Origin of the sequence: Collinsella ihumii (assembly GCF_030385545.1) — a bacterium.
In the GTDB taxonomy this organism is placed as follows: Bacteria; Actinomycetota; Coriobacteriia; order Coriobacteriales; family Coriobacteriaceae; genus Collinsella; species Collinsella ihumii.
The window spans coordinates 15414-35980 of record NZ_JAUEIQ010000011.1 but is presented as its reverse complement, the minus strand read 5'-3'; the positions used below and the strand labels follow the sequence as shown (position 1 = coordinate 35980).

Annotated in this window: 13 protein-coding genes; 9 read left to right on the top strand and 4 right to left on the bottom strand. The window is 63.2% G+C overall.

The annotated features are described in order from the left end of the window. The first annotated feature begins 182 nt into the window (after positions 1–182). The 3 genes from QVN30_RS10210 to QVN30_RS10200 are packed head-to-tail and all read left to right on the top strand — an operon-like array spanning position 183 to position 4465. Positions 183–680 (top strand): MarR family winged helix-turn-helix transcriptional regulator, encoded by a 498-nt coding sequence (locus tag QVN30_RS10210; RefSeq protein ID WP_289820106.1) that lies wholly within the window; start codon positions 183–185, stop codon positions 678–680. Then, entirely contained in the window at positions 673–2505 is a 1833-nt protein-coding gene (locus tag QVN30_RS10205; RefSeq protein WP_289836279.1) for an ABC transporter ATP-binding protein, read from the top strand. Before QVN30_RS10210 ends, QVN30_RS10205 begins: the two co-directional genes overlap by 8 nt. Beyond that, the gene (locus tag QVN30_RS10200) at positions 2495–4465 is read left to right on the top strand and encodes an ABC transporter ATP-binding protein (protein WP_066830594.1); all 1971 of its coding nucleotides are present in this window, start codon (positions 2495–2497) and stop codon (positions 4463–4465) included. Before QVN30_RS10205 ends, QVN30_RS10200 begins: the two co-directional genes overlap by 11 nt. Before the next feature lie 962 nt (positions 4466–5427). Here the strand turns inward: QVN30_RS10200 and QVN30_RS10195 are convergent. Further along, entirely contained in the window at positions 5428–6243 is an 816-nt protein-coding gene (locus QVN30_RS10195) for an HAD hydrolase family protein (protein WP_289836278.1), read from the bottom strand. Between the two features lie 155 nt (positions 6244–6398). Between QVN30_RS10195 and rlmKL the strand changes: the two genes are divergently transcribed. Together rlmKL and QVN30_RS10185 are read left to right on the top strand one after the other, a co-directional pair. Continuing rightward, positions 6399–8723 (top strand): bifunctional 23S rRNA (guanine(2069)-N(7))-methyltransferase RlmK/23S rRNA (guanine(2445)-N(2))-methyltransferase RlmL, encoded by a 2325-nt coding sequence (gene rlmKL, locus QVN30_RS10190; RefSeq protein WP_289836277.1) that lies wholly within the window; start codon positions 6399–6401, stop codon positions 8721–8723. A gap of 156 nt (positions 8724–8879) precedes the next feature. Beyond that, the gene (locus QVN30_RS10185; RefSeq protein WP_289820102.1) at positions 8880–10928 is read left to right on the top strand and encodes a KUP/HAK/KT family potassium transporter; all 2049 of its coding nucleotides are present in this window, start codon (positions 8880–8882) and stop codon (positions 10926–10928) included. 88 nt (positions 10929–11016) lie between these two features. Here QVN30_RS10185 and QVN30_RS10180 read toward each other — a convergent pair whose 3' ends face one another. After that, on the bottom strand, positions 11017–11802 hold the full coding sequence (locus tag QVN30_RS10180; RefSeq protein ID WP_289836276.1) for a nitroreductase family protein: 786 nt from the start codon (positions 11800–11802) through the stop codon (positions 11017–11019). 217 nt (positions 11803–12019) lie between these two features. Here QVN30_RS10180 and QVN30_RS10175 point away from each other — a divergent pair, with 217 nt between their 5' ends. Continuing rightward, positions 12020–14230, top strand: coding sequence for an LTA synthase family protein (locus tag QVN30_RS10175; protein ID WP_289836275.1), 2211 nt, complete (start codon positions 12020–12022; stop codon positions 14228–14230). A gap of 106 nt (positions 14231–14336) precedes the next feature. On the opposite strand, the gene bilS is transcribed toward QVN30_RS10175, so the two are convergent. Next, positions 14337–14882, bottom strand: a complete 546-nt coding sequence (gene bilS / locus QVN30_RS10170) for a flavodoxin family protein BilS (RefSeq protein ID WP_289836274.1) — start codon at positions 14880–14882, stop codon at positions 14337–14339. A 171-nt stretch (positions 14883–15053) separates the two neighbouring features. Next, positions 15054–16934, bottom strand: coding sequence for a PTS mannitol transporter subunit IICBA (locus QVN30_RS10165; RefSeq protein WP_289836273.1), 1881 nt, complete (start codon positions 16932–16934; stop codon positions 15054–15056). Positions 16935–17161: 227 nt separating this feature from the next. On the opposite strand from QVN30_RS10165, the gene pfkB reads away from it, so the two are divergent. From pfkB to QVN30_RS10150, 3 genes are all read left to right on the top strand, one after another. Next, positions 17162–18091, top strand: coding sequence for a 1-phosphofructokinase (gene pfkB / locus QVN30_RS10160; protein WP_289836272.1), 930 nt, complete (start codon positions 17162–17164; stop codon positions 18089–18091). Positions 18092–18157: 66 nt separating this feature from the next. After that, on the top strand, positions 18158–19426 hold the full coding sequence (locus QVN30_RS10155; RefSeq protein ID WP_204563451.1) for a zinc-binding dehydrogenase: 1269 nt from the start codon (positions 18158–18160) through the stop codon (positions 19424–19426). 198 nt (positions 19427–19624) lie between these two features. Beyond that, positions 19625–20377, top strand: a complete 753-nt coding sequence (locus tag QVN30_RS10150; protein ID WP_066830618.1) for a DeoR/GlpR family DNA-binding transcription regulator — start codon at positions 19625–19627, stop codon at positions 20375–20377. Positions 20378–20567: the final 190 nt, after the last annotated feature.

Here is a 20567-nt window from a genome sequence, read left to right as displayed (position 1 = left end):
CAGCAGATTCATTGCTTTCGCGCCTCCCTGCGCAAGGGGTCCGACCCTCGCGCAGGGAGGCAAATTCGTCAGAAACATGAATAATTCGTTCACCTAATTATTCGGTACCTTGACTTGTAGATTCACGGTAGTACCCTTCTTGAGTCCAACTTGAAAAATCGATAAGGGGAAAGGAGATCTGCATGTGCGATACCGCCGATAGCGATCCGGCGACACGTCCTGCGTGCACCGCGCCGGATGCTCCACAGCCCAACGACACGCCCGAAGAGGCGCGTGCTCGCCGACTGCTGTGGAATCTCGGATATTGTGGCCATTACCTGCATTTTCATAGCGGGGGAAGGTCTGGGCGAGCGGCCATCATCTGCCTTCTGGCCAAAAACGACGGCCAGATGTCTCAACAGGAGCTCGGTGCGTTTTTCGACCTCAAGCCCGGCTCGCTGTCCGAGATTCTCGCCAAGATCGAAAACGCGGGCCTTATCGAGCGAACGCGCAACCCGGAGGACCGCCGCCAGCTTTTCATCCGCCTGACCCAAAAGGGCACCGAGGAGGCGGCGCTCGAGCAGGAGCGACGCCTGCGCTTCAGACAGCGGGCGTTTTCCTGCCTGACCACCGAGGAACAGGAGCAGCTCGTCGTCATGCTCGACACCATTCGTTCGCATTGGGAGGGATTGAATGATTAAAACGCTCATGGGGAGCATCCGCGAATACAAGAAAGCGGCTATCGCCACCCCCATCATCGTGACGGGCGAGGTGGTGATGGAGGTCGCCATCCCCTTCGTGACCGCCCAGCTCATCAACACCATCCAGCAAGGCGCCACCGTGTCCGAGATGCTGCCTTTCGCCGGCATCCTCGTCGCCATGGCGCTCGCGTCGCTGTGCTTCGGCATCGGCGCCGGCCTCACCTGCTCTGAGGCGAGCTGCGGCTTTGCCAAGAACCTGCGCCACGACGTGTTCGCCGCCGTCCAGCGCTTCAGCTTCGCCAACATCGACCAGTTCTCCAGTTCCTCGCTGGTGACGCGCCTCACCACGGACATCACCAACGTGCAGCTGGCCTACATGATGATCATCCGCACCGCCATCCGCTGCCCGCTCATCCTCATCTGCGGCATCATCATGGCCTTCATCATGGGCGGCCCCATGGCCATCGTGTTCGTCGTCGTGGTGCCCATCCTGGGCTTCGGCCTCTACAAGGTCATCCGCACGGTGCACCCCATCTTCCGCTCGGTGTTCCACAAGTACGACGCGCTCAACGAGTCCATTGAGGAGAACGTCACCGGCATGCGTGACGTCAAGAGCTACGTGCGCCAGGACTACGAGAAGCAGAAGTTCGGCCGTGCCGCCCAGGACGTGTGCGCCGACTTCACGCGCGCCGAGAAGATCCTCGCCTTCAACGCGCCGATGATGAACCTCGCCGTCTTCACGGTGTTCACGATCATCATCCAGTTCGGCTCCTACCTCATCATCTCCAGCCGTGGCACCACGCTCAACGTGGGCCAGTTCTCCGCGCTGACCACCTACGGCTTCATGATCCTCATGGCACTCATGATGGTGTCCATGGTGTTCGCCATGATCACCATGGCGCAGGAGTCGGCCGAGCGCATCGTCGAGGTCATCGAGACCGAGCCCACCATCAAGAACCCGGAGCACCCCATCACCTTCATGCGCGACGGCTCCATCGACTTCGATAACGTTACCTTCAAGTATTCCGAGAAGGCCGAGCACCGCGCGCTCGCCGAGATCGACCTGCACATCAAGAGCGGCGAGACCCTGGGCATCATGGGCGGCACCGGATCGGCCAAGACCTCGCTCGTGAACCTCATCAGCCGTCTGTACGACGTGACCGAGGGCTCCGTGAAGGTCGGCGGCGTGGACGTGCGCGACTACGACCTCGAGTACCTGCGCAACAACGTGGCCGTGGTGCTCCAGAAAAACGTGCTGTTCTCCGGCACCATCAAGGAGAACCTGCGCTGGGGCGACCCGAACGCCAGCTATGACGAGCTCGTCGAGGTCTGCAAGCTCGCCCAGGCGGACGAGTTCATCCAGGGCTTCCCGCAGAAGTACGACACCTACATCGAGCAGGGCGGCACCAACGTATCCGGCGGCCAGAAGCAGCGCCTGTGCATCGCGCGCGCCCTGCTGAAGCGCCCGAAGGTCCTGATTCTCGACGACTCCACGAGCGCCGTCGACACCAAGACCGACGCGCTCATCCGCGAGGGCCTGGCGCAGTACCTGCCCGAGACCACCAAGATCATCATCGCGCAGCGCACGAGCTCCGTCGAGCACGCCGACCGCATCCTGGTGCTCGACAACGGTCATATCGTGGGTCTGGGCACGCACGACGAGCTCATGCAGACCTGCGACATCTACCGCGACACGTACGAGTCCCAGAACCGCACCAACGACGAGGATACCGAGGCCGCAGCCGTCCACGACGACGCCTCGGCGCAAAAGGATCCCGCCACGCAAGCCGAAACCGCGAAAGGAGGTGTCGCCGATGAGCATTAACAGCGATGCCAAGAAGCAATACGAGGCCAGCCGCCAGAACGTCGCCGGCCGCCAGGCGCCCGCAGCGCCCGCACGCGGCGGGCGCGGGAAGACGCTCGGCCGCCTCATCCGCACCCTGTTCACGTTCTATCCCAAGCTTTTGCCCATCGTGGTCGTGTGCATCGTGGTCCAGGCCATCCTGTCCGCCATGCCTGCCACCTTCATCCAGCGCGCGCTCGAGATCGTGACCGCCACGTGGGAGTCGGGCGACTGGGCATCGGTGTCCGGCAGCATCACCACCCTCACGCTGACGCTCATCTGCGTGTACGCCGTCACGCTCGCCGCGAACTTCACCCAGACGCGCCTCATGGCCATCATCACCCAGGGTTCGCTCGAGAAGTTCCGCGAGATGCTGTTCGACCACATGCAGGATCTGCCGATCAGCTACTTCGACCAGCACCAGCGCGGCGATATCATGAGCTACTACACCAACGATATCGACACCCTGCGCCAGATGATCTCGCAGTCCATGCCCAACATCTGCCTGACAGTCATCACCTGCTGCTCGGTGATCTGCGTCATGGTGTACTACAGCGTGTGGATGGCGCTCGTCGTCATCCTGGGCGTGTGCTTCATGGCCTACATGACCAAGCAGCTCGGCGGCCGCTCCGCCCGCAACTTCGTGGCGCAGCAGCATGAGATCTCGGTGGTCGAGGGTCATGTCGAGGAGATCATGAACGGCCAGCGCGTCGTTAAGGTCTTCTGCCACGAGGACGCCGCGCAGGAGGACTTCGACGTCCGCAACGAGAAGCTCTTCCGTGCCGCCCGCGCCGCCAACATGTACACCAACACCCTGGGCCCCATCCTCATGAACCTGGGCAACCTGATGTATGTCATCGTGGCGCTCGCCGGCGGTATCTTCATCGCCTTCGGCACGCCCAACGTGTCCGTGTCCGGCCTGGCCTTCTCCGTTGCCGTCACCGTGCCGTTCCTCAACATGACCAAGCAGTTCGCCGGCCAGATCGGCCAGATCTCCCAGCAGATCAACGCTGTAGTCATGGGTCTCGCAGGCGCCGAGCGCATCTTCGAGCTCATGGACGAGGAGCCTGAGCACGACGAGGGCTACGTCACGCTCGTGAACACGAAAATGGAGAACGGCCAGCTCGTGGAGGTCGAGACGGGCAAGCACACCGGCCGCTGGGCCTGGAAGCACCCGCATCACGACGGCACCGTCGAGCTCGTGCCGCTCGAGGGCGACGTGCGCCTGTCCCACGTCGACTTCGGCTACAAGCCCGGCCACACCGTGCTGCATGACGTGAGCGTGTGGGCGAAGCCTGGCCAGAAGATCGCCTTCGTGGGCGCCACCGGTGCCGGCAAGACCACCATCACGAACCTCATCAACCGCTTCTACGACATCGCCGACGGCAAGATCCGCTACGACGGCATCAACATCAACAAGATCAAGAAGAACGATCTGCGCCGCTCGCTCGGCATGGTGCTGCAGGACGTGAACCTGTTCACCGGCACCGTCATGGACAACATCCGCTACGGCCGCCTGGACGCCACGGACGAGGAGTGCATCGCCGCGGCCAAGCTCGCGGGCGCGCACGGCTTCATCGAGCGCCTGCCCGAGGGCTACAACACGATGCTGACCGACAACGGCTCCAACCTGTCCCAGGGCCAGCGCCAGCTGCTCTCGATCTCCCGCGCCGCCGTTGCCGACCCGCCCGTCATGATCCTGGACGAGGCAACCTCGAGCATCGACACGCGCACCGAAGCCATCGTGCAGCGCGGCATGGACGCCCTGATGAACGGGCGCACCACGTTCGTGATCGCGCACCGTCTGTCGACCGTCCGCAACTCCGACGCGATCATCGTGCTCGACCACGGCCGCATCATCGAGCGCGGCAGCCACGACGAGCTGATCGCCAAGCGCGGCACGTACTACCAGCTGTACACCGGTGCCTTCGAGCTGGAGTAACCGGCACCCTCATAGCACCTGAAGCGGCCCCGTGCATCTCATGGATGCGCGGGGCCGCTCGCGTGATGGCGATATGCTTTAAGCCTCTACCGGCTCGTTCATTCATGAATAAGCGAGGTGTCGAACAATCGAATCCTGGGCAAACGTCAAAATGGCACCCGCTCTTTCATGAATGAACGGGGGCTTAGGCCAGGCGGTCAGCCTGGTTGGTTGGGGACGGGTTCGTTCCAACCCATGTCTGGCGTTGCGACGGTTTTTGCGGGAAGGCGCCGCGGGTGCATATCGGGGACGTACTTTCCGCATGCACTTCTGCACGCCGGGGACACCCCTTCGGCGCGCCCGCTCGCGCGGACCCCGTATCCAGGGAGGTCTAACAGAGGCTAGCGAGAAGAAAGGACCCTTTGGGCCTTCTCCACCACGGCGTCGCGTATGAATTTCGACGTAGATTGATCCGTCGTCCTGGCGGCACGTTTCACGTACGACACGAGCGATTGAGGGAGCTTGAAAGACATGGTTGCCGTCGGCTCATTTGCCAACCGCGGCCGACCGGGACGAACAACCCCGGCCGAGCCGGGGACTTCACCCTTGTCCCGTTGTTCCGCAGCCTCGATCAGCATGTCTTCGGTCACAAGTGACCCATCTTCTGTATGGAACGGCCTCATCGTCTTCCCCCTATCATGCCGAGCTCTCGAAGGACGTTCTGCGTGGCCGGCATGGCGTGAATGATGACCCAGCGCGCCTTTTCGTCATTCCAAACGGAAACCGTTTGGATGTCTCTGCCACGCAGGTCCGCACCCACCGCAAGGCGTTGAGGAAGATGCGTGCCGACACGCATTTGACCTAGAACCTATGGGCGCTCTCGACCTATATCATCACTAATATAGTATTACTAAATTCGTGGAGCCTCAACGCGCACGGCATCCGAGCCCCTCGAGGTCCGGGACATGCCCTATGAACCCGCGCTAAATCAAACCGAAGTGTGCCAGGCCGGTAGCCACGCCGTCGTGCGCGGCGGAATCGGTCACGTAATCTGCCTGCGCCTTGACGACATCCATGGCGTTGCCCATGGCGATCGATGTCTCGACGGCCCGCAACATGGGGAGGTCGTTCTCGGAGTCGCCGAAGGCGTACGTGTTCTTCGTGCTGTGGTTCAGCTGCTCCAGCGCCTTCGAGATGCCGAAGGCCTTGTCAATACCCACGGGCCCCGCCTCGCCCGCACCGAGCCCCAGGTTGTAGAACGTGTAATGGGAGCGCAGGGGCTCGCCCATCTGCTCGACGCGCTCGATCATGTCGCCCGCATAGGAGAACTTGCTGAAGCGCAGGTCCGTAGCGGCGCACAGTTCCTCCCACGAATGGACGGAGAGCGCACCGGGGATATCGGTGTAGACGCCGCCGTTCGGAAGCAGGGCGGCAGAGCAGTCCGTGCCCTCGAACAGCACCTCGATGCCCTCCCCCATCAGCCAATCGACCGTCGCGTGCAGAAGGTCGAGGTCGATCGTCCGCTCGAACACCTTGCGCCCCTCGAGAAACAGGCATGCGCCGGACGATGTGATGAGTCCGGTCGGATTGAGATCGAGAAGCCCCTGGTTGATCAGGTTGCGAGGACGGCCCGTGCAGATAAACGATAGATTCCCCCGCGCGTGCAGACGTTCGAACGCTCGCTTCACCCCCGGTGTCACCTGCGCGTGCGCAACGTTTTGCGCCGCATTGGCGTCCGGGTCGTGCCAGATGAGCGTCCCGTCAACATCGAAGAACGCCACGGCAGGGATATCGTACATGGGTGTCTGTCTCCCTTCTTGTCGCTCGCTTCATCATATAATGGTGCGATACCGATAGCGGCATCATCCTGCGCGCTCTTCAGCGCATCTCCATTCGCCCGCGCCATATCCGTACGATCCCGCGCGCCGCGCACATCCATCCAGAAAGGCCCCTCATGGAATTCTATGCAAGCTGCCCTCAAGGGTTTGAAAGCGCTCTCGCCGACGAGCTGCGCGACCTGGGTCTTCCGCGGGTGCGCAAGCTCAAGGGGCGCGTGTCGTTTGCGGGCGCCCCGTCAGACGCGGAGCGCGCCTGCCTGTGGTCGCGTCTGGCAAGCCGCATCTTCGTGGTCTTGAAGCGCTTTACCTGCCGCGATGCCGACGAGCTCTACGACGAGGTCTATACCATGCCGTGGGAGGACATCCTGAGGCGCGGCTCGACCATCGCGATCACGGCGTCGGGTACGAACGGGAACCTGCGCAACACGCGCTTCACCGCGCTGCGCGCCAAAGACGCCCTCTGCGACCGCCTGGCCGACGAGGTCGGCGTCCGCGCCGATGTCGACACCGGGCGCCCCGATGCCCGCATCTCGATCGCCCTCCATGACGACCGCGCCAGTCTGCAGCTCGACCTGTCGGGCGAGCCGCTGTTCCGCCGCCTGCCCCGCGAGATCGGCCGCCAGGGAGGCTCGCTTGCCCTGCGCCCCGATTACGCCGCGCTCGTGTTGGCGCAGGTCGCATGGAAACCATGCTGCGACGCGGACGACGCACCGGTGCTGATCGACCCCTGCTGCGCAGATGGGGGAATCCTTCTGGAAGCGGCATCGATTGCGGCCGGCCGCGCACCGGGGCTCGAGCGCACGCGCTGGGGCTTTTCGTGCTGGGCGGATCACGACCGCGCCGCATGGGACCGAATGCGCTCAGAGGCCAGGCAGCGAGCTCAACAGGCCGGGCGGGCGCACGCGCGCATCATCGCGACCGACTTCGATGCCGCCGCGCTCGCACGCACCCGTCGCCTGATCAAAGCAGCCGGTGCGGACGGTATCGTCACGTTCGTCCAGCCGACCGTCGAGGCGATATCGGCGCACCTCGGCAGCCCCTCGGACACCCACGTGCTCGCCGCCAACATGTGCACGCTCAGACTCAACGACGCGTCCCGCGCATCAAGGCTCATCCAGCAGCTCGCGGCGCTCGCCCCGCTGCGATGCGCGCCCGTCTCTGCGCTTTCCCGCGACGGCCTGCTCGAGGTCGCCCTGCGGATGCGCCCGACCGCCGACATCGCGATCAAGCCCAACAACGAGGACGCGCGCCTCGTCCTGTTCGACCGCTCGCACGGCTCCACCGACGCGGGATCGGACGCAGGCGCAAACACGCGCCCGAACGCATCGAAACGCACGCAGGCACCGGTCGAGACCGTCGCCACCGTGGACGTGGGAGACGGCTCCCCCGTCGCCGTGCTCGTCCCCGAATCCGATCAGTTCGCCGCACGCCTCAAAAAGGTCGCGCGCCTGCGCCGCAAATGGGCCAAGCGCGAGGGCGTCACCTGCTACCGCGTCTACGACGCCGACCTTCCCGACTACTCCGCAGCCATCGATCTGTACGAAGGGGCTCCCGACACGCCGGGCCGCTGGGTCGTCGTCGCGGAATACGCGGCGCCCAAGTCGATCGATCCCTCCCTCGCGCAGGCGCGCCTGCTCGACATGCTCGAGATCACCCCGCGCGTCCTCAAGGTCGACCCCGACCACGTCGCCGCGCGCTCGCGCACCCGTTCGCGCGGCGGCTCCCAGTACGCCACGGGCGGCGGGGCGTCGTCGGGAGGCTCCGCGCGCGAAACGGGTCGTGCCCAGACCCATCAAAACGCCTGGGAGCAGGGCGCGGTCCACATCCAGGAAGGCGGCCTGACCTTCACGGCCAACTTCAACAGCTACCTCGACACGGGCATCTTCCTCGACCACCGCGTCACGCGCGACCTCGTGCGCACGTACGCCAAGGGCTGCAAGCGCTTCCTCAACCTGTTCGCCTATACCGGAACGGCCACGTGCTATGCCGCAGACGGCGGGGCGCTGAGCACAACGACGGTCGACCTCTCCAACACGTATCTGGACTGGGCCCGCCGCAACATGGCTCAAAACGGCTTCATCGGCCCCGAGCATCGCTTCGTGCGCGATGACGTTCTGGCATGGGTCGCCGAGCAGCGGCGCGCCCATCGCACGTGGGACCTCATCTTCTGCGATCCGCCCACCTTCTCCAACTCCGCCAAGATGGGCGAGCGGACATGGGACGTCCAGCGCGACCACGTCGAGCTGCTGTGTGCCCTCTCCGGCCTGCTGGCGCCGGGCGGACGCGCCATCTTCTCGTGCAACCTGCGGACCTTCCGCCTGGACGAGCGCGCGCTCGCCGACGTGGGCATCGCAGTCGAGGACATCACCGAGCAGACCATCCCCGAGGACTTTGCGCGCAACAAGCGCATCCACCGCTGCTTCATCATCACCAACCGATAGGCCCCCGCGCCCCTCCGCACAAGAACCCGTCTCCCGTAGCCGAATCGCCACCGGGGACGGGTTCGTCTGGCAGACGGGCCACCACGTTGCATAAGTGCGCAAAGCTGCGATAATTACTTGCAATTCTGTTGTCCTACCAAGGGAGAAGCGAACATCATGGGATCTTCCCGTAATGCGAATGCTGCTGAGCGATCATCTGCGCAGCATTCTCCTGAAATCCCCATCAGCATCGGGGCCATGCTCGTGACGCTGGGTGTCGTGTACGGCGATATCGGAACGTCGCCGATGTACGTCACCAAGGCGCTGCTTGCGGGCAACGGCGGCATCATGTCCGTCAACGAGGAGTTTATCCTGGGCGCCATCTCGCTCGTTATCTGGACGGTCACCCTGCTGACCACCGTCAAGTACGTCCTCGTCTCGCTGCGCGCCGACAACCACGGCGAAGGCGGCATCTTCGCGCTCTACAGCATCGTGCGCCGCGGCGCCAAATGGCTGATCATTCCCGCCATGCTCGGCGGATCCGCGCTGCTCGCCGACGGCGTGCTCACCCCCGCAGTCACCATCACCACCGCCATCGAAGGCTTGCGCACCATTCCCGAGGTGCACGCCATCATGGGGGATAACCAGCTCAACGTGGTGATCATCACGCTCATCATCGTCTGCGTGCTGTTTATCGTCCAGCGTGCCGGCACGTCCAAGATCGGCCGTGCCTTCGGCCCGGTCATGACGTTCTGGTTCATCTTCTTGGGCGTCAGCGGCCTTATGCACGTGCTGGGCAACCCCGTGGTGCTCAAGGCGTTCAACCCCGTCCGCGGCATCATGTTCCTGCTTTCGCCCAACAACCATGCGGGCATCATGATCCTGGGCAGCTGCTTCCTCGCCACGACGGGTGCCGAGGCGCTGTATTCGGACATGGGTCACGTGGGACGTGGCAACATCTACGCCACCTGGCCGTTCGTGAAGATCTGCCTGATTCTTTCCTATCTCGGCCAGGGCGCATGGCTGCTCGCCAACGCCGGCAACACCGAGCTGCTCGGCATCGCCGACCTCAACCCGTTCTTCCAGATGCTGCCCGACGCCATCCGTCCCTTCGGCGTCGTGCTGTCGACCTGCGCGGCCATCATCGCGTCCCAGGCACTCATCACCGGCGCGTTCTCCCTGGTCTCCGAGGCGAGCGGCCTGGACCTCATGCCGCACATGCAGGTCTTCTATCCGGCAGAGACCAAGGGCCAGCTCTACATCCCCATGGTCAACTACGTCATGTGGGCCGGATGCATCGTCGTCGTGCTGCTGTTCCAGTCCTCGGCGCACATGGAGGCCGCCTACGGTCTGGCCATCACCATCACGATGATCTGCACCACCGTGCTGCTGTTCTTCTACCTGCATAAGATCCGCCACGTAAAGGTGCTGCCGTTCATTTTCGTCGTCTTCTTTGTGGCGCTCGAAGGATTCTTCTTCTTCTCGTCGCTCACCAAGTTCTTCCACGGCGGCTACTTCACCATCCTGCTCGCCGCCCTCATCATGTCCATCATGGTCAGCTGGTACAACGGCAGCCGCGTCGAGCGTCGACAGGCGAACCTGTTGCCGATCCGTTCCTACCTCGACCAGCTTGACCGCCTGCGTCACGACGAGACCTACGACAAGCTGTGCGACAACCTGGTGTACCTCACCAACAACACCCGCACCGACTATCTCGACCGCGACATCCTGTATTCCATCTTCGACAAGCATCCCAAGCGCGCGCAGGCCTACTGGTTCTTGAACGTGCAGGTGACCGACGAGCCGCATACGTTCGAGTACGCGGTCGAGAACTTCGGCACCGACTACGTGTTCCGCGTGACGTTCTACCTGGGCTACAAGGTCAACCAGCGCGTGAACGCCTACCTGCGCCAGGTCGTCGGCGACCTTTCCGCCTCCGGCGAGCTGCCGCCGCAGAAGAGCGACTACTCGGTATACAAGACGCCGGGCCCCATCGGCTCGTTCCGCTTCTGCATGGTCTACAAGACGCTGGCTCCCGAGTCCGACGTCGATCCGAGCGAGCGCAGCGCCATCGCCTTGAAGTACGCGATCCGCCGTCACGCCGGCTCGCCGGTTCAGTGGTACGGCCTGGAGAACTCCAACGTCATCTACGAGTACGTGCCGCTGTTCACCAAGTTCAAGACAGTCGAGCATCTGACGCGCATCTATCCCTCGCAGCATTCGTAAACAGGCCAACCGAGCTGGCACTTTTGAGCGGGGCCGGTACGTTTTGGACGGGGTCATCCCCGTCCAAAACGTACCGGCCCCGCGGCGTCTACCAGTTTTCGAGCCACCGCTCCATCGAGCGGCCCATCTCCTTCATGAAGTCCGAGGTGTGCTTGCGGGTGTAGATGTCGACCACCCGCTCCCCAGCCTCCTGCGCATGGGGGCGGAACATCGCATCCATCTCCGCTATCTGCGCATCGAGCGTCGCCTCGTCCGCACGACGATAGCGCTCGGACATGACGATGTTCTCGACGGGATGGGGCGTCGCGGGACGCTCTTTTGCGGGAACGCCCAAGATGAGCATGCTGAGCGGCACCGTATGCTCCGGCAACCCGAGCAGCTCGCCCACCTCTTCGGCATTCTCGACGATATCGCCGATATAGCAGCTTCCTAGGCCAACCGCCTCGGCAGCGATCACCGCGTTTTGCGCGGCGATGACCGCATCTTGCGCCGCGATGGCAAACTCCCCCAGGCCCGGGGCCCGACGAGGCTGCTTGCCCGTGCGCTCGACGAACGCCTCGCCGAAACACCCCGCGTGCTCGAACAGGTCGATCCACTTGCAATAGTCCACCACGAACACGAGCGCCCACGGCGCCTGCGCGATCATGGGCTGATGGTCGCAAAGCTCCGCCAGCCGGTCGCGCGTCGCCTGCTCGCGAATGTCGATAATGGAGTACATCATCATCGCGCCCGCCGAGGGGGCGCGCGTCGCGGCGTGCAGGACCGCTTCGCGCTGGGCGTCGGAAACGGGCTCGGGCGCGAATCGACGCGTTGAGCTGCGCCGCTCGATAACATCGAGCACGGCGTTATTCCAGGCAGGGGTCATGTCGCTCATAGGCACATCCTCCATCATCTACGGGCGGACCATTCGGCGTACAACCGAGTATACACGCGTGTATTCCTGCTGTTTTCCCATCCTAACTGTGCACTCCTTGTCGAGTCGATACAATCTCGACAATCGTTCTGTACCATTGGTTCTTGCAGCATCAAGACGATGTCACCTTTTGGTTAAGAATCTTTGGGCCGCCTGGCCCATAAAGGAGTTTTCCGCCATGGTCGTAACGATCATCACGTGTCTAGGCCTTGCCGGTACGGTGACCTCTGCAGCCCTCGCCGTGCGTCGCGCCCGCTCCGGGCAAGGATCCATCTCCCCCTATGCCATCGCATGGGGTATAGCGTTCGCCCTGCTCCAGGCCTTTATCGCCATCTGGTCGGGCATCGGGCTCGTTCAGGATGACCTGCTCTCCGCACTCGTGCTGAACATCATCCTGACCGGATGCGCGACCGCCGCCTTCAACCGCGAGCAGCTTGCATCCCACCTGCAGAGCCTGACGTCCCCGACCGGGCGCTTCCCCCACCCCCTCGTGCTCTCCATCGCGTTCATGCTGCTTGCGAGTACCGCCGCCACGCTCGGGCTCGAGCTTTCATCGAACCACAATCTGACCTGGATGTACCCGCTGTGCCTGCTGCTTGAGTTCGGCCTGATCGCCGGCGTGCTCACGGGCCTCTTCTTGGTGCTCCAGCGCCGCGGCGCCGCGAGCGCCGCCCTCGCGCTCATCCTCTATATCATCGGCGTCGCCGAGTACTTCGTCATCACCTTCAAGTCCATGCCCATCACGCCGGGCGACCTGTCCGCCCTTTCGACCGCGGCGGCTGTGGCGGGAACGGGCTACACCTACACGCTGTCCGCGTTCTGCCTGTATGCTCTCGCGTGCGCCGCGATCGCCATGCTGCTTGCCATGCTCGCTGGCACCCTGCGTCCCGCCCCCGAGGCCCGTTCGCGCAAGGGCCTCATCATCAACCTCGTCATCGGTCTGCTCATCATCGGCGGCGTCGGTGCGCACGTCACCCTTATCGACTACTACCACACCCTCGGCATCACGATCTACACGTGGCGCCCGCTCGAGAGCTACTACCGTCAGGGATTTTTGCCCGCCTTCATCTCGGGCGCCCAGACCATCAACCCGCCCAAGCCCGACGATTACAGCGTCGATGCGGCCGAGGCCCTCATCGATGAGTACGCGCGCGCCTACGATGAGCAGAACGCGACCAACGAGAACCGCGCCGCGGCCGAAGCCCAGTTCGATGAGGAGAAGCCCACGGTCATCGCCATCATGAACGAGACGTTCGCCGATCTGTCCATCTACCAGCAGATGCACGCGGACTACACCGGTCCCGAGTTCTTCAAGAGCCTGTCGGACTGCCTGCAGCGCGGCAAGCTCTACGTCTCGGCGTACGGCGGCGGCACCGCCAACACCGAGTACGAGTTCCTGACCGGAAACTCCATGTCCAACCTCGGCACGGGCGTGTACCCCTACACCATCTACAACCTCATGGACGCCGAGAACCTCGCTGGTCAGTTCAAGGACCTCGGGTACGACACGGTGGCGATGCACCCCAACCATGCAACGAACTGGAACCGCGAGAACGTCTACGAGGACTTCGGGTTCGACGACTTCCTGGCCATCGAGGACTTCCAAGATGCCGAGACGCTGCGCGGCATGGTCACCGACCGCGCCACGTACGACAAGATTCTCGAGCTGCTCGATACCAACAACAACCCGCAGTTCATCTTCGACGTGACGATGCAGAACCACTCCGGCTACAACACCGGCCTCATTCCTGCCGACAAGCGCGTCGAGCTGAGCATCGACGGCATGTCCGACTCCGAGATCAACGAGTACGTCTCGCTGATCAAGGAATCCGACGAGGCCCTGCGCTACTTCATCCGCCAGCTGGAGCGGCTCGACCGCAAGGTCGTCGTGGTGTTCTTCGGCGACCACCAGCCCTTCTTCCCCTCGCGCTTCAACGACCTGTGGTTCACCGACGAGGACGAGGCGACGCACCAGGAGCGCCTGTGGCAGACCGACTACCTCATCTGGGCCAACTACGACGTGGCGGGCAACGACCAGACGAGCGAGACGGTCGACCTGTCCACCAACTACCTGGGCTCCGCTCTCATGAACGTCATCGGCGCGCCGCTCAGCGATTACCAGAAGTCGCTCATCAGCCTGCGCGAGGCGCTGCCCGCCATCAACACCACGGGCTTTGAGGACGCCGACGGCCGCTGGTACCTCTCGAGCGTCACCGACGCAGGCGGAAACGCCACGCTGGAGGAAGCCGTTCAGGCCCGCAGCGACTACGCGACGATGCAGTACTACGAGATGTTCTACGACGGCAAGAACATCTACACGACGCGATACCAATCGGCGGCAAACGAGACCGATCCGAACCTCGCACCGGGAACGACCAAGATCCAGTAGCCGGTCATCATAAAGCGCGCGCCCCTGTTTTCCATAGAGAGCAGGGGCGCGCGCTTTTTCACCGGTGCGCACAGGAAGGCGCCGCGGAGCGCGGAGGTATCCGCAGCTACCTGATGTCCAGAGCAGCCAGCATCGCGTCGGCGATCTTTTGCACATCGCTCGCATCGGGGTGGCTTGCCGCGGCGTCGAAGTTGTCGATCATCGCCTGCACGCGCTGGTCACCAGGCTTCTCCGCCAACATGGCCTCGTAGCGCTTGCGAATCGCCGGGCCCATCTTCCCCTGACACATGGCGCCGCCCAGATACGCCGCATCTTCGGGCAGCTTTGCCTTCACGCCGGCAAGGATCCGTTCAAAATACTCGGGCGCCCCGCCGAATCCGGCCGTGCCGAACACGAAGACCTGCTTGCCAGACAGCTCGGGCAAAAGCTCCGACACCTCCTCGGAACAGGTTCCCTTATCACACCAGAAGCCCAGCAGAACCACATCGGCAGGCTTGATCGCCGAGCGCGCACCATCGAGGTCGGCTGCGGTGATCTCGCACGCTTCCGCCTCGATACCATGCTGAGCCAACGCATCCCTCAGCGCCTCGGCGACCATCTTGGTGTTGCCCCCACGGCTGTTGTAGAGCAGCGCGACGTTCCTCTTGTCCACGTCCCTCTCCCTGTCACTCGTCATGAAACCGTAATCACACCGCTCTATACCCCAGTCCGGCATCGGATAACCGCACGGCGCGCATATCAACCGTGCGATACGCCCACCGCACGCATACGCGGGCCTCCGGATCAACCGGAGGCCCGCGCGCATGAAAGGGATCGGGTGATGCTAGTTCGCCTTGTTCAGCACGTCGGCGATCCATGCCACGTCATCGGTGGTCTTCATCTTCTCGAGCACGCTCTCGTCCTCGATGGCCTTGCAGATGGCGGCCAGCACCTCCAGATGCTCGTTGCCCTTGCCGGCGATGCCAAAGAGCAGATACGCCTTCTCACCATCAAAATCCACGCCGTCGGGATACTGCTGCAGGACCACGCCGGTATGCTTCACCGCATCCTTGGCCTCGTTCGTACCGTGCGGGATCGCCACGCCCATGCCCATGTAGACGCTGGTCAGCTTGTCGCGCTCGACCATGGCATCCACGTAGCTCGCGTCGACGCAGCCCTTCTCCACGAGCAGCGCGCCGGAAGCCCTGATCGCGTCCTCGCGTGAAAGCGTCTGACAGCCCACGCGGATATCATCGGCAGTCACGCTAAGCACGGGTGCGGACGCCTCGGCCGGCTTGGGTTCTTCCACGAGCGCCGGAGCGGCGACCTCGTCGCCCTTGAGCTCGTGGGCGCGGGCGAGCTTGGTCAGCGCCTCGTACAGCGCATCGAGCGCGGGGTCGTCAAGGAAGTTGTCGATGGTGACGATCTGCGCAGTCGGCGCGCTCTTGCGGGCACGTTCGGACAGTACGCGCTGGCACACCACTATGGCCGCGTCGGCGGGAACGGTGTCGACGCTCGAATGCTCAACGGTCAGGTCGGGTCGCTCCGCCTTGATACGGTTGCGGAACCTGGTGGCGCCCATTGCAGAGGAGCCCATGCCGGCGTCGCACGCGAACACGATCTTGCCGTCCTTCGTGTCCGAGATGACCGCGGCCTCGGAGGTGCCCTTCATCTCGCGCATCTGCTCGCTTGCGCGATCGATATCCGCCACGGCCATGGAGCGCACCAGCGGGACGGCGATCGCAAACGACACTCCGGCGGCAATCGCGACGCCGATGATATTGGTGACCATGAACTCAGGCGGCGTCATGGACAAAAATGCAATGATGGAACCAGGGGAAGCCGCAGAGGTCAAGCCGGTGCCGGTGAAGCTGAACCATGCGATGGCGCACGCATTACCCACGATGGGGGCGATGATGACCTTGGGGTTCATGAGCACGTAGGGGAAATAGATCTCGTGGATGCCGCCGAAGAAGTGGATGATGACGGCACCGGGCGCGGACTGGCGCGTCTTCGCATCGCGGCAGAAGAAGCAGTATGCCAGCAGCACGCCGAGACCGGGGCCGGGGTTGGCCTCAAGCATGTACATGATTGAACGTCCGGTCTCCTGCGCCTGGGCGATGCCGATGGGCGTGAAGATGCCGTGATTGATGGCGTTGTTCAGGAACAGCACCTTCGCCGGCTCGATGAAGATCGCGAGCAGCGGCATGAGGCTGTACTGGATCAAGATCTGGACGCCACCCATGAGGACGGTGAGGATCGCCGTCATAATCGGGCCGATGGCGACGTAGCCGAGCATCGCCAGCAGCATGCCGATGATGCCGACCGAGAAGTTGTCGATAAGCATCTCAAAGCCAGCGGGCGTGCGGCCCTCCATCGCCTTGTCGAACATCTTGATGACCCAACCGGCAAACGGGCCCATCACCATGGCGCCCATGAGCATCGTCGTGTCGGGCGCGCCGGCGATGCAGCCGATGACCGCGATGGCACCGGTGATGCGCCCGCGATCTCCTCCGGTGAGATAGCCGCCCTGAGCCGCGATGAGCACGGGGATGAGATAGGAAAGCATCGGTCCCGTAATGCTCGCGAACTGCTCGTTGGGCAACCAGCCCGTCTCGATGAACAGCGCCGTCAGGAAGCCCCAGGCGATAAAGGCGCCGATGTTCGGCATCACCATACCGCTCAGGAACTTTCCGAATGACGACACTTTGTCTTTGATCGCCATCGTGTCCTCCCTTTCGTTTGTGGGTAGCGATTCGATAGCCTGTATCCTATTGTTGTTGTTTCAACAGTTCTGTCTAATCCTTGCTTTTACACTTTAAACGGTAGTTTTTAGTCGGTAAATGGCAGTTCTGGACTTTTGTTTTCACTATTTTTGACTGTTGTATTGACAAAGCATTTCGCTGATTTAGGCTGTACTTAGCTTTCGAACCAACAGAAATGAGGTTTGCGATGATCTACACCGTTACCTTGAACCCCGCCGTCGACAAGACCATCTATGTCGACAACTTCACCTTGGATGCGGTCAATCGCGTCTCCTCCATCCGCCAGGATGCGGGCGGCAAGGGCATCAACGTCTCCAAGACCATCCAGCAACTGGGGGGCACGAGCACGGCTGTTGCGTTTTTGGGCGGTGCATCGGGCTCCTTCATCACCTCCGCTCTCGATGAGATGGGCATCCCCGTGCGCGCGTTCGCAGCCGAGGGCGACACACGTACCAATACTAAGGTTGTCGACCTTGTCTCGCACACCTACACCGACATCAACGAGCCAGGTGCCGCAGTCACCAAGGCCATGCTCGACGATGCACTCGCCATCTTGGCGCTCGAGATCAATCCGGGCGATATCGTCGTGCTTTCCGGCAGCCTGCCCGCCGGCGCTCCGACCAAGACCTACGCCACCTGGACGCGCGCCTGCCGCAAGGCCGGCGCTCGCGTCTTCCTCGACGCCGACGGCGAGGCGCTCGTCGAAGGGCTCGCCGCCAAACCGAGCCTCATCAAGCCGAACGAAGTCGAACTCGGCCGTATGCTCGGACGCGAGCTTGCCGACGACGACAGCATCATCGCCGCAGCTCAAGAACTTGTCGACGGCGGCATCGAACAGGTCATGGTCTCCATGGGCAGCGCGGGCGCAATCTTTATGACCGACAAGGGCGCATACCGGCTGCACCAGCCCGCCGTCGAAGTGATCTCCACCGTCGGCGCCGGAGACTCCGTCGTCGCGGCGCTCGCGTACGCCGCCGACCAGAACCTTCCCCTCGAGCAGGCGGCGCGCCTCTCCATGGCCGTGGGCGCCGCAACCGTCATGCAGCCAGGAACCGAGCCCGCCAAGCGGGACGACATCGATCGCCTGCTGGAGCAGGTGCAGCTCACGCGCCTGTAGCCCCTCATCCACGCCCCATCGGAAATCTCGCGCTGCGATCTGCGGCGCGTCAAGAAAGGAGTAATCATGAAAGCAAAAGCAGTCCGCCTGCACGCGGCCAACGACCTTCGCCTGGAGGAGTTCGAGCTGCCCCCCATCAAGGATGACGAGGTGCTCGTGCGCGTCGTGTCCGACAGCATCTGCATGTCCACCTACAAGTGCGCCACGCTGGGCGTCGACCACAAGCGCGTGCACGAGGACGTGGCCGAGCACCCTGCCATCATGGGTCACGAGTTCGCCGGCGATATCGTCGAGGTGGGTGCCAAGTGGGCCGACCGCTTCAAGCCGGGCATGAAGTTCACCATCCAGCCCGCGCTCAACTACAAGGGCACCATGTGGAGCCCGGGCTACTCGTACGAGTTCTGCGGCGGCGACGCCACCTACTGCATCCTGCCCGCCGAGGTCATGGAGTGTGACTGCCTGCTGGAGTACACCGGCGAGGCGTATTACCAGGCGTCGCTCGCCGAGCCCATGAGCTGCTCCATCGGCGCGTTCCATGCCGCGTACCACACCCAGATGGGCGTGTACGAGCACGAGATGGGCATCCGCGAGGGCGGCAAGCTGGCCATCGTGGCCGGCGCGGGCCCCATGGGCCTGGGCGCGCTCACCTACGCGCTGCACTGCGACCGTCGCCCGAGCCTCGTCGTGGTGGCCGACATCAACCAGGACCGTCTGGACCGCGCCGCCGAGCTCTTCCCGCCTGCGGAGATTAAGGCCGAGACCGGTATCGACCTCATGTTCATCAACAACGGCGCCTGCGATGACCCGGTGGCCACGCTGCGCGAGGCCTCGGGCGGCACGGGCTTCGACGACGTCCTGTGCTACGCGCCGGTCGCGCCGGTCGTCACGCTCTCCTCGGCCATCATGGGCCGCGACGGCTGCCTCAACTTCTTCGCCGGCCCCACCGACAAGCAGTTCAGCGCCCCCATCAATTTCTACGAGGTGCACTACGGCAGCCACCATGTCATGGGCACCACCGGCGGCAACACCGCCGACATGGTGGAGTCGCTGGAGCTCACCGCGGCTGACCGCGTCGATCCGTCCGTCATGGTCACCCACGTGGGCGGTCTGGACGCCGCAGCCGACACCACGCTCAACCTGCCCAAGATCCCGGGCGGCAAGAAGCTCATCTACACGCACATCTCCATGCCGCTGACCGCCCTCGACGACCTGCGCTCCAAGGCCGCAGAGGACGAGCGCTACGCCGGCCTGGCCGACATCGTCGAGGCCAACCGCGGCCTGTGGTGCCCCGCCGCCGAGCGCTACCTGCTCGAGCACTGGGCCGAGACCGAGTAGCACGACGGTTTCTCCTCGGATCCCATCTTTCGGCGGCCGTCAGCAGGGGGCGGTCGCCGCCTCTCCCCACGATCAATGCCGCGGGCAGCGCTTTCTGCCCACGGCATTGATTTCAAACCGGCACGGGATTTATTTCTGCCGTGCTCTGTTATGATGCATCTCACAGCAACATGCTCAACTTCAAACGGAGAGAATCGCATGGAAGAGCGTCGCAATGCCATCGTAGAGCTCGTCGAAGCCATGGGAACGGTGTCGTTTCGACAGTTGAAGGAAAACTTCCCCAACGTTTCGGAGATGACACTCCGCACCGATCTCAAGGCGCTCGACGCCGAGGGGCGCATCGTCCGCATCCACGGCGGCGCGCGCTCCGTTGAGCAGATCATCGGTACCGACGGGCTGCTCAGCACGCGAACGGGCAAGAACACCGAAGCCAAGAAGCTCGTTGCCCGCAAGGCCCTCGGACTCGTTCAACCCAACACGAGCATCTTCCTTGATTCGGGCAGCACCACCACGGCATTTGCCGCCGCCCTACCCGACGAAAACGCGTTGATCTTCACCTCGGGACTCACCTGCGCCGCCGAACTTGCGCGCCTTGAACGCCCGCAGGTCTACGTCATCGGAGGCAAGCTCAACCGCTACAGCATGAGCATCACCGGCAGCCAGAGCGTCGACGCCGTCAAGGAATTGGCGTTTGACCAGTATTTCATGGGCGTGACGGGCTATTCGCCAAAAACCGGGTTCTCCTGCGGCTCTAGCAAGGAGGCGAGCCTCAAGCGCGCATGCATCGAGCAGGCCGATGAGGTGATCGCCCTCATGGACTCCAGCAAGGTCGGTACCCGCAGTACGTTTTCGGTCTGCGGGCTCGAGCGTGTCGATATCATCGTGAGCGACGGCAACCTGCCCGCCGATTTCCTGCAAGCCTGCGCCACCGCAGGCGTCGAGGTTCTGTAGGCCATCGGAGATCTGGCAGCCGTCTGGCTGCGGCAGGAGTATCGCACCCTGATTAAACCTTTTGTCACGATGCAAAAGCGACAGTAGATGAATTTGGTATCAACCTCCGGTTCCGATACCTCAAACGTTGATACCAAATCCAAACAATTGATATAAAGACCCTCTGCACGCGATTCGCCGGAGGATCACG

Bases quoted from the DNA above. Each gene is read 5' to 3' on its own strand.
- rlmKL (WP_289836277.1), top strand. From the start codon at position 6,399: ATGGAATTCTATGCAAGCTGCCCTCAAGGGTTTGAAAGCGCTCTCGCC.
- QVN30_RS10165 (WP_289836273.1), bottom strand. From the start codon at position 16,934: ATGGCGATCAAAGACAAAGTGTCGTCATTCGGAAAGTTCCTGAGCGGT.
- QVN30_RS10175 (WP_289836275.1), top strand. From the start codon at position 12,020: ATGGTCGTAACGATCATCACGTGTCTAGGCCTTGCCGGTACGGTGACC.
- QVN30_RS10155 (WP_204563451.1), top strand. From the start codon at position 18,158: ATGAAAGCAAAAGCAGTCCGCCTGCACGCGGCCAACGACCTTCGCCTG.
- QVN30_RS10185 (WP_289820102.1), top strand. From the start codon at position 8,880: ATGGGATCTTCCCGTAATGCGAATGCTGCTGAGCGATCATCTGCGCAG.
- QVN30_RS10180 (WP_289836276.1), bottom strand. From the start codon at position 11,802: ATGAGCGACATGACCCCTGCCTGGAATAACGCCGTGCTCGATGTTATC.
- QVN30_RS10210 (WP_289820106.1), top strand. From the start codon at position 183: ATGTGCGATACCGCCGATAGCGATCCGGCGACACGTCCTGCGTGCACC.
- QVN30_RS10200 (WP_066830594.1), top strand. From the start codon at position 2,495: ATGAGCATTAACAGCGATGCCAAGAAGCAATACGAGGCCAGCCGCCAG.
- QVN30_RS10205 (WP_289836279.1), top strand. From the start codon at position 673: ATGATTAAAACGCTCATGGGGAGCATCCGCGAATACAAGAAAGCGGCT.
- QVN30_RS10195 (WP_289836278.1), bottom strand. From the start codon at position 6,243: ATGTACGATATCCCTGCCGTGGCGTTCTTCGATGTTGACGGGACGCTC.
- QVN30_RS10150 (WP_066830618.1), top strand. From the start codon at position 19,625: ATGGAAGAGCGTCGCAATGCCATCGTAGAGCTCGTCGAAGCCATGGGA.
- pfkB (WP_289836272.1), top strand. From the start codon at position 17,162: ATGATCTACACCGTTACCTTGAACCCCGCCGTCGACAAGACCATCTAT.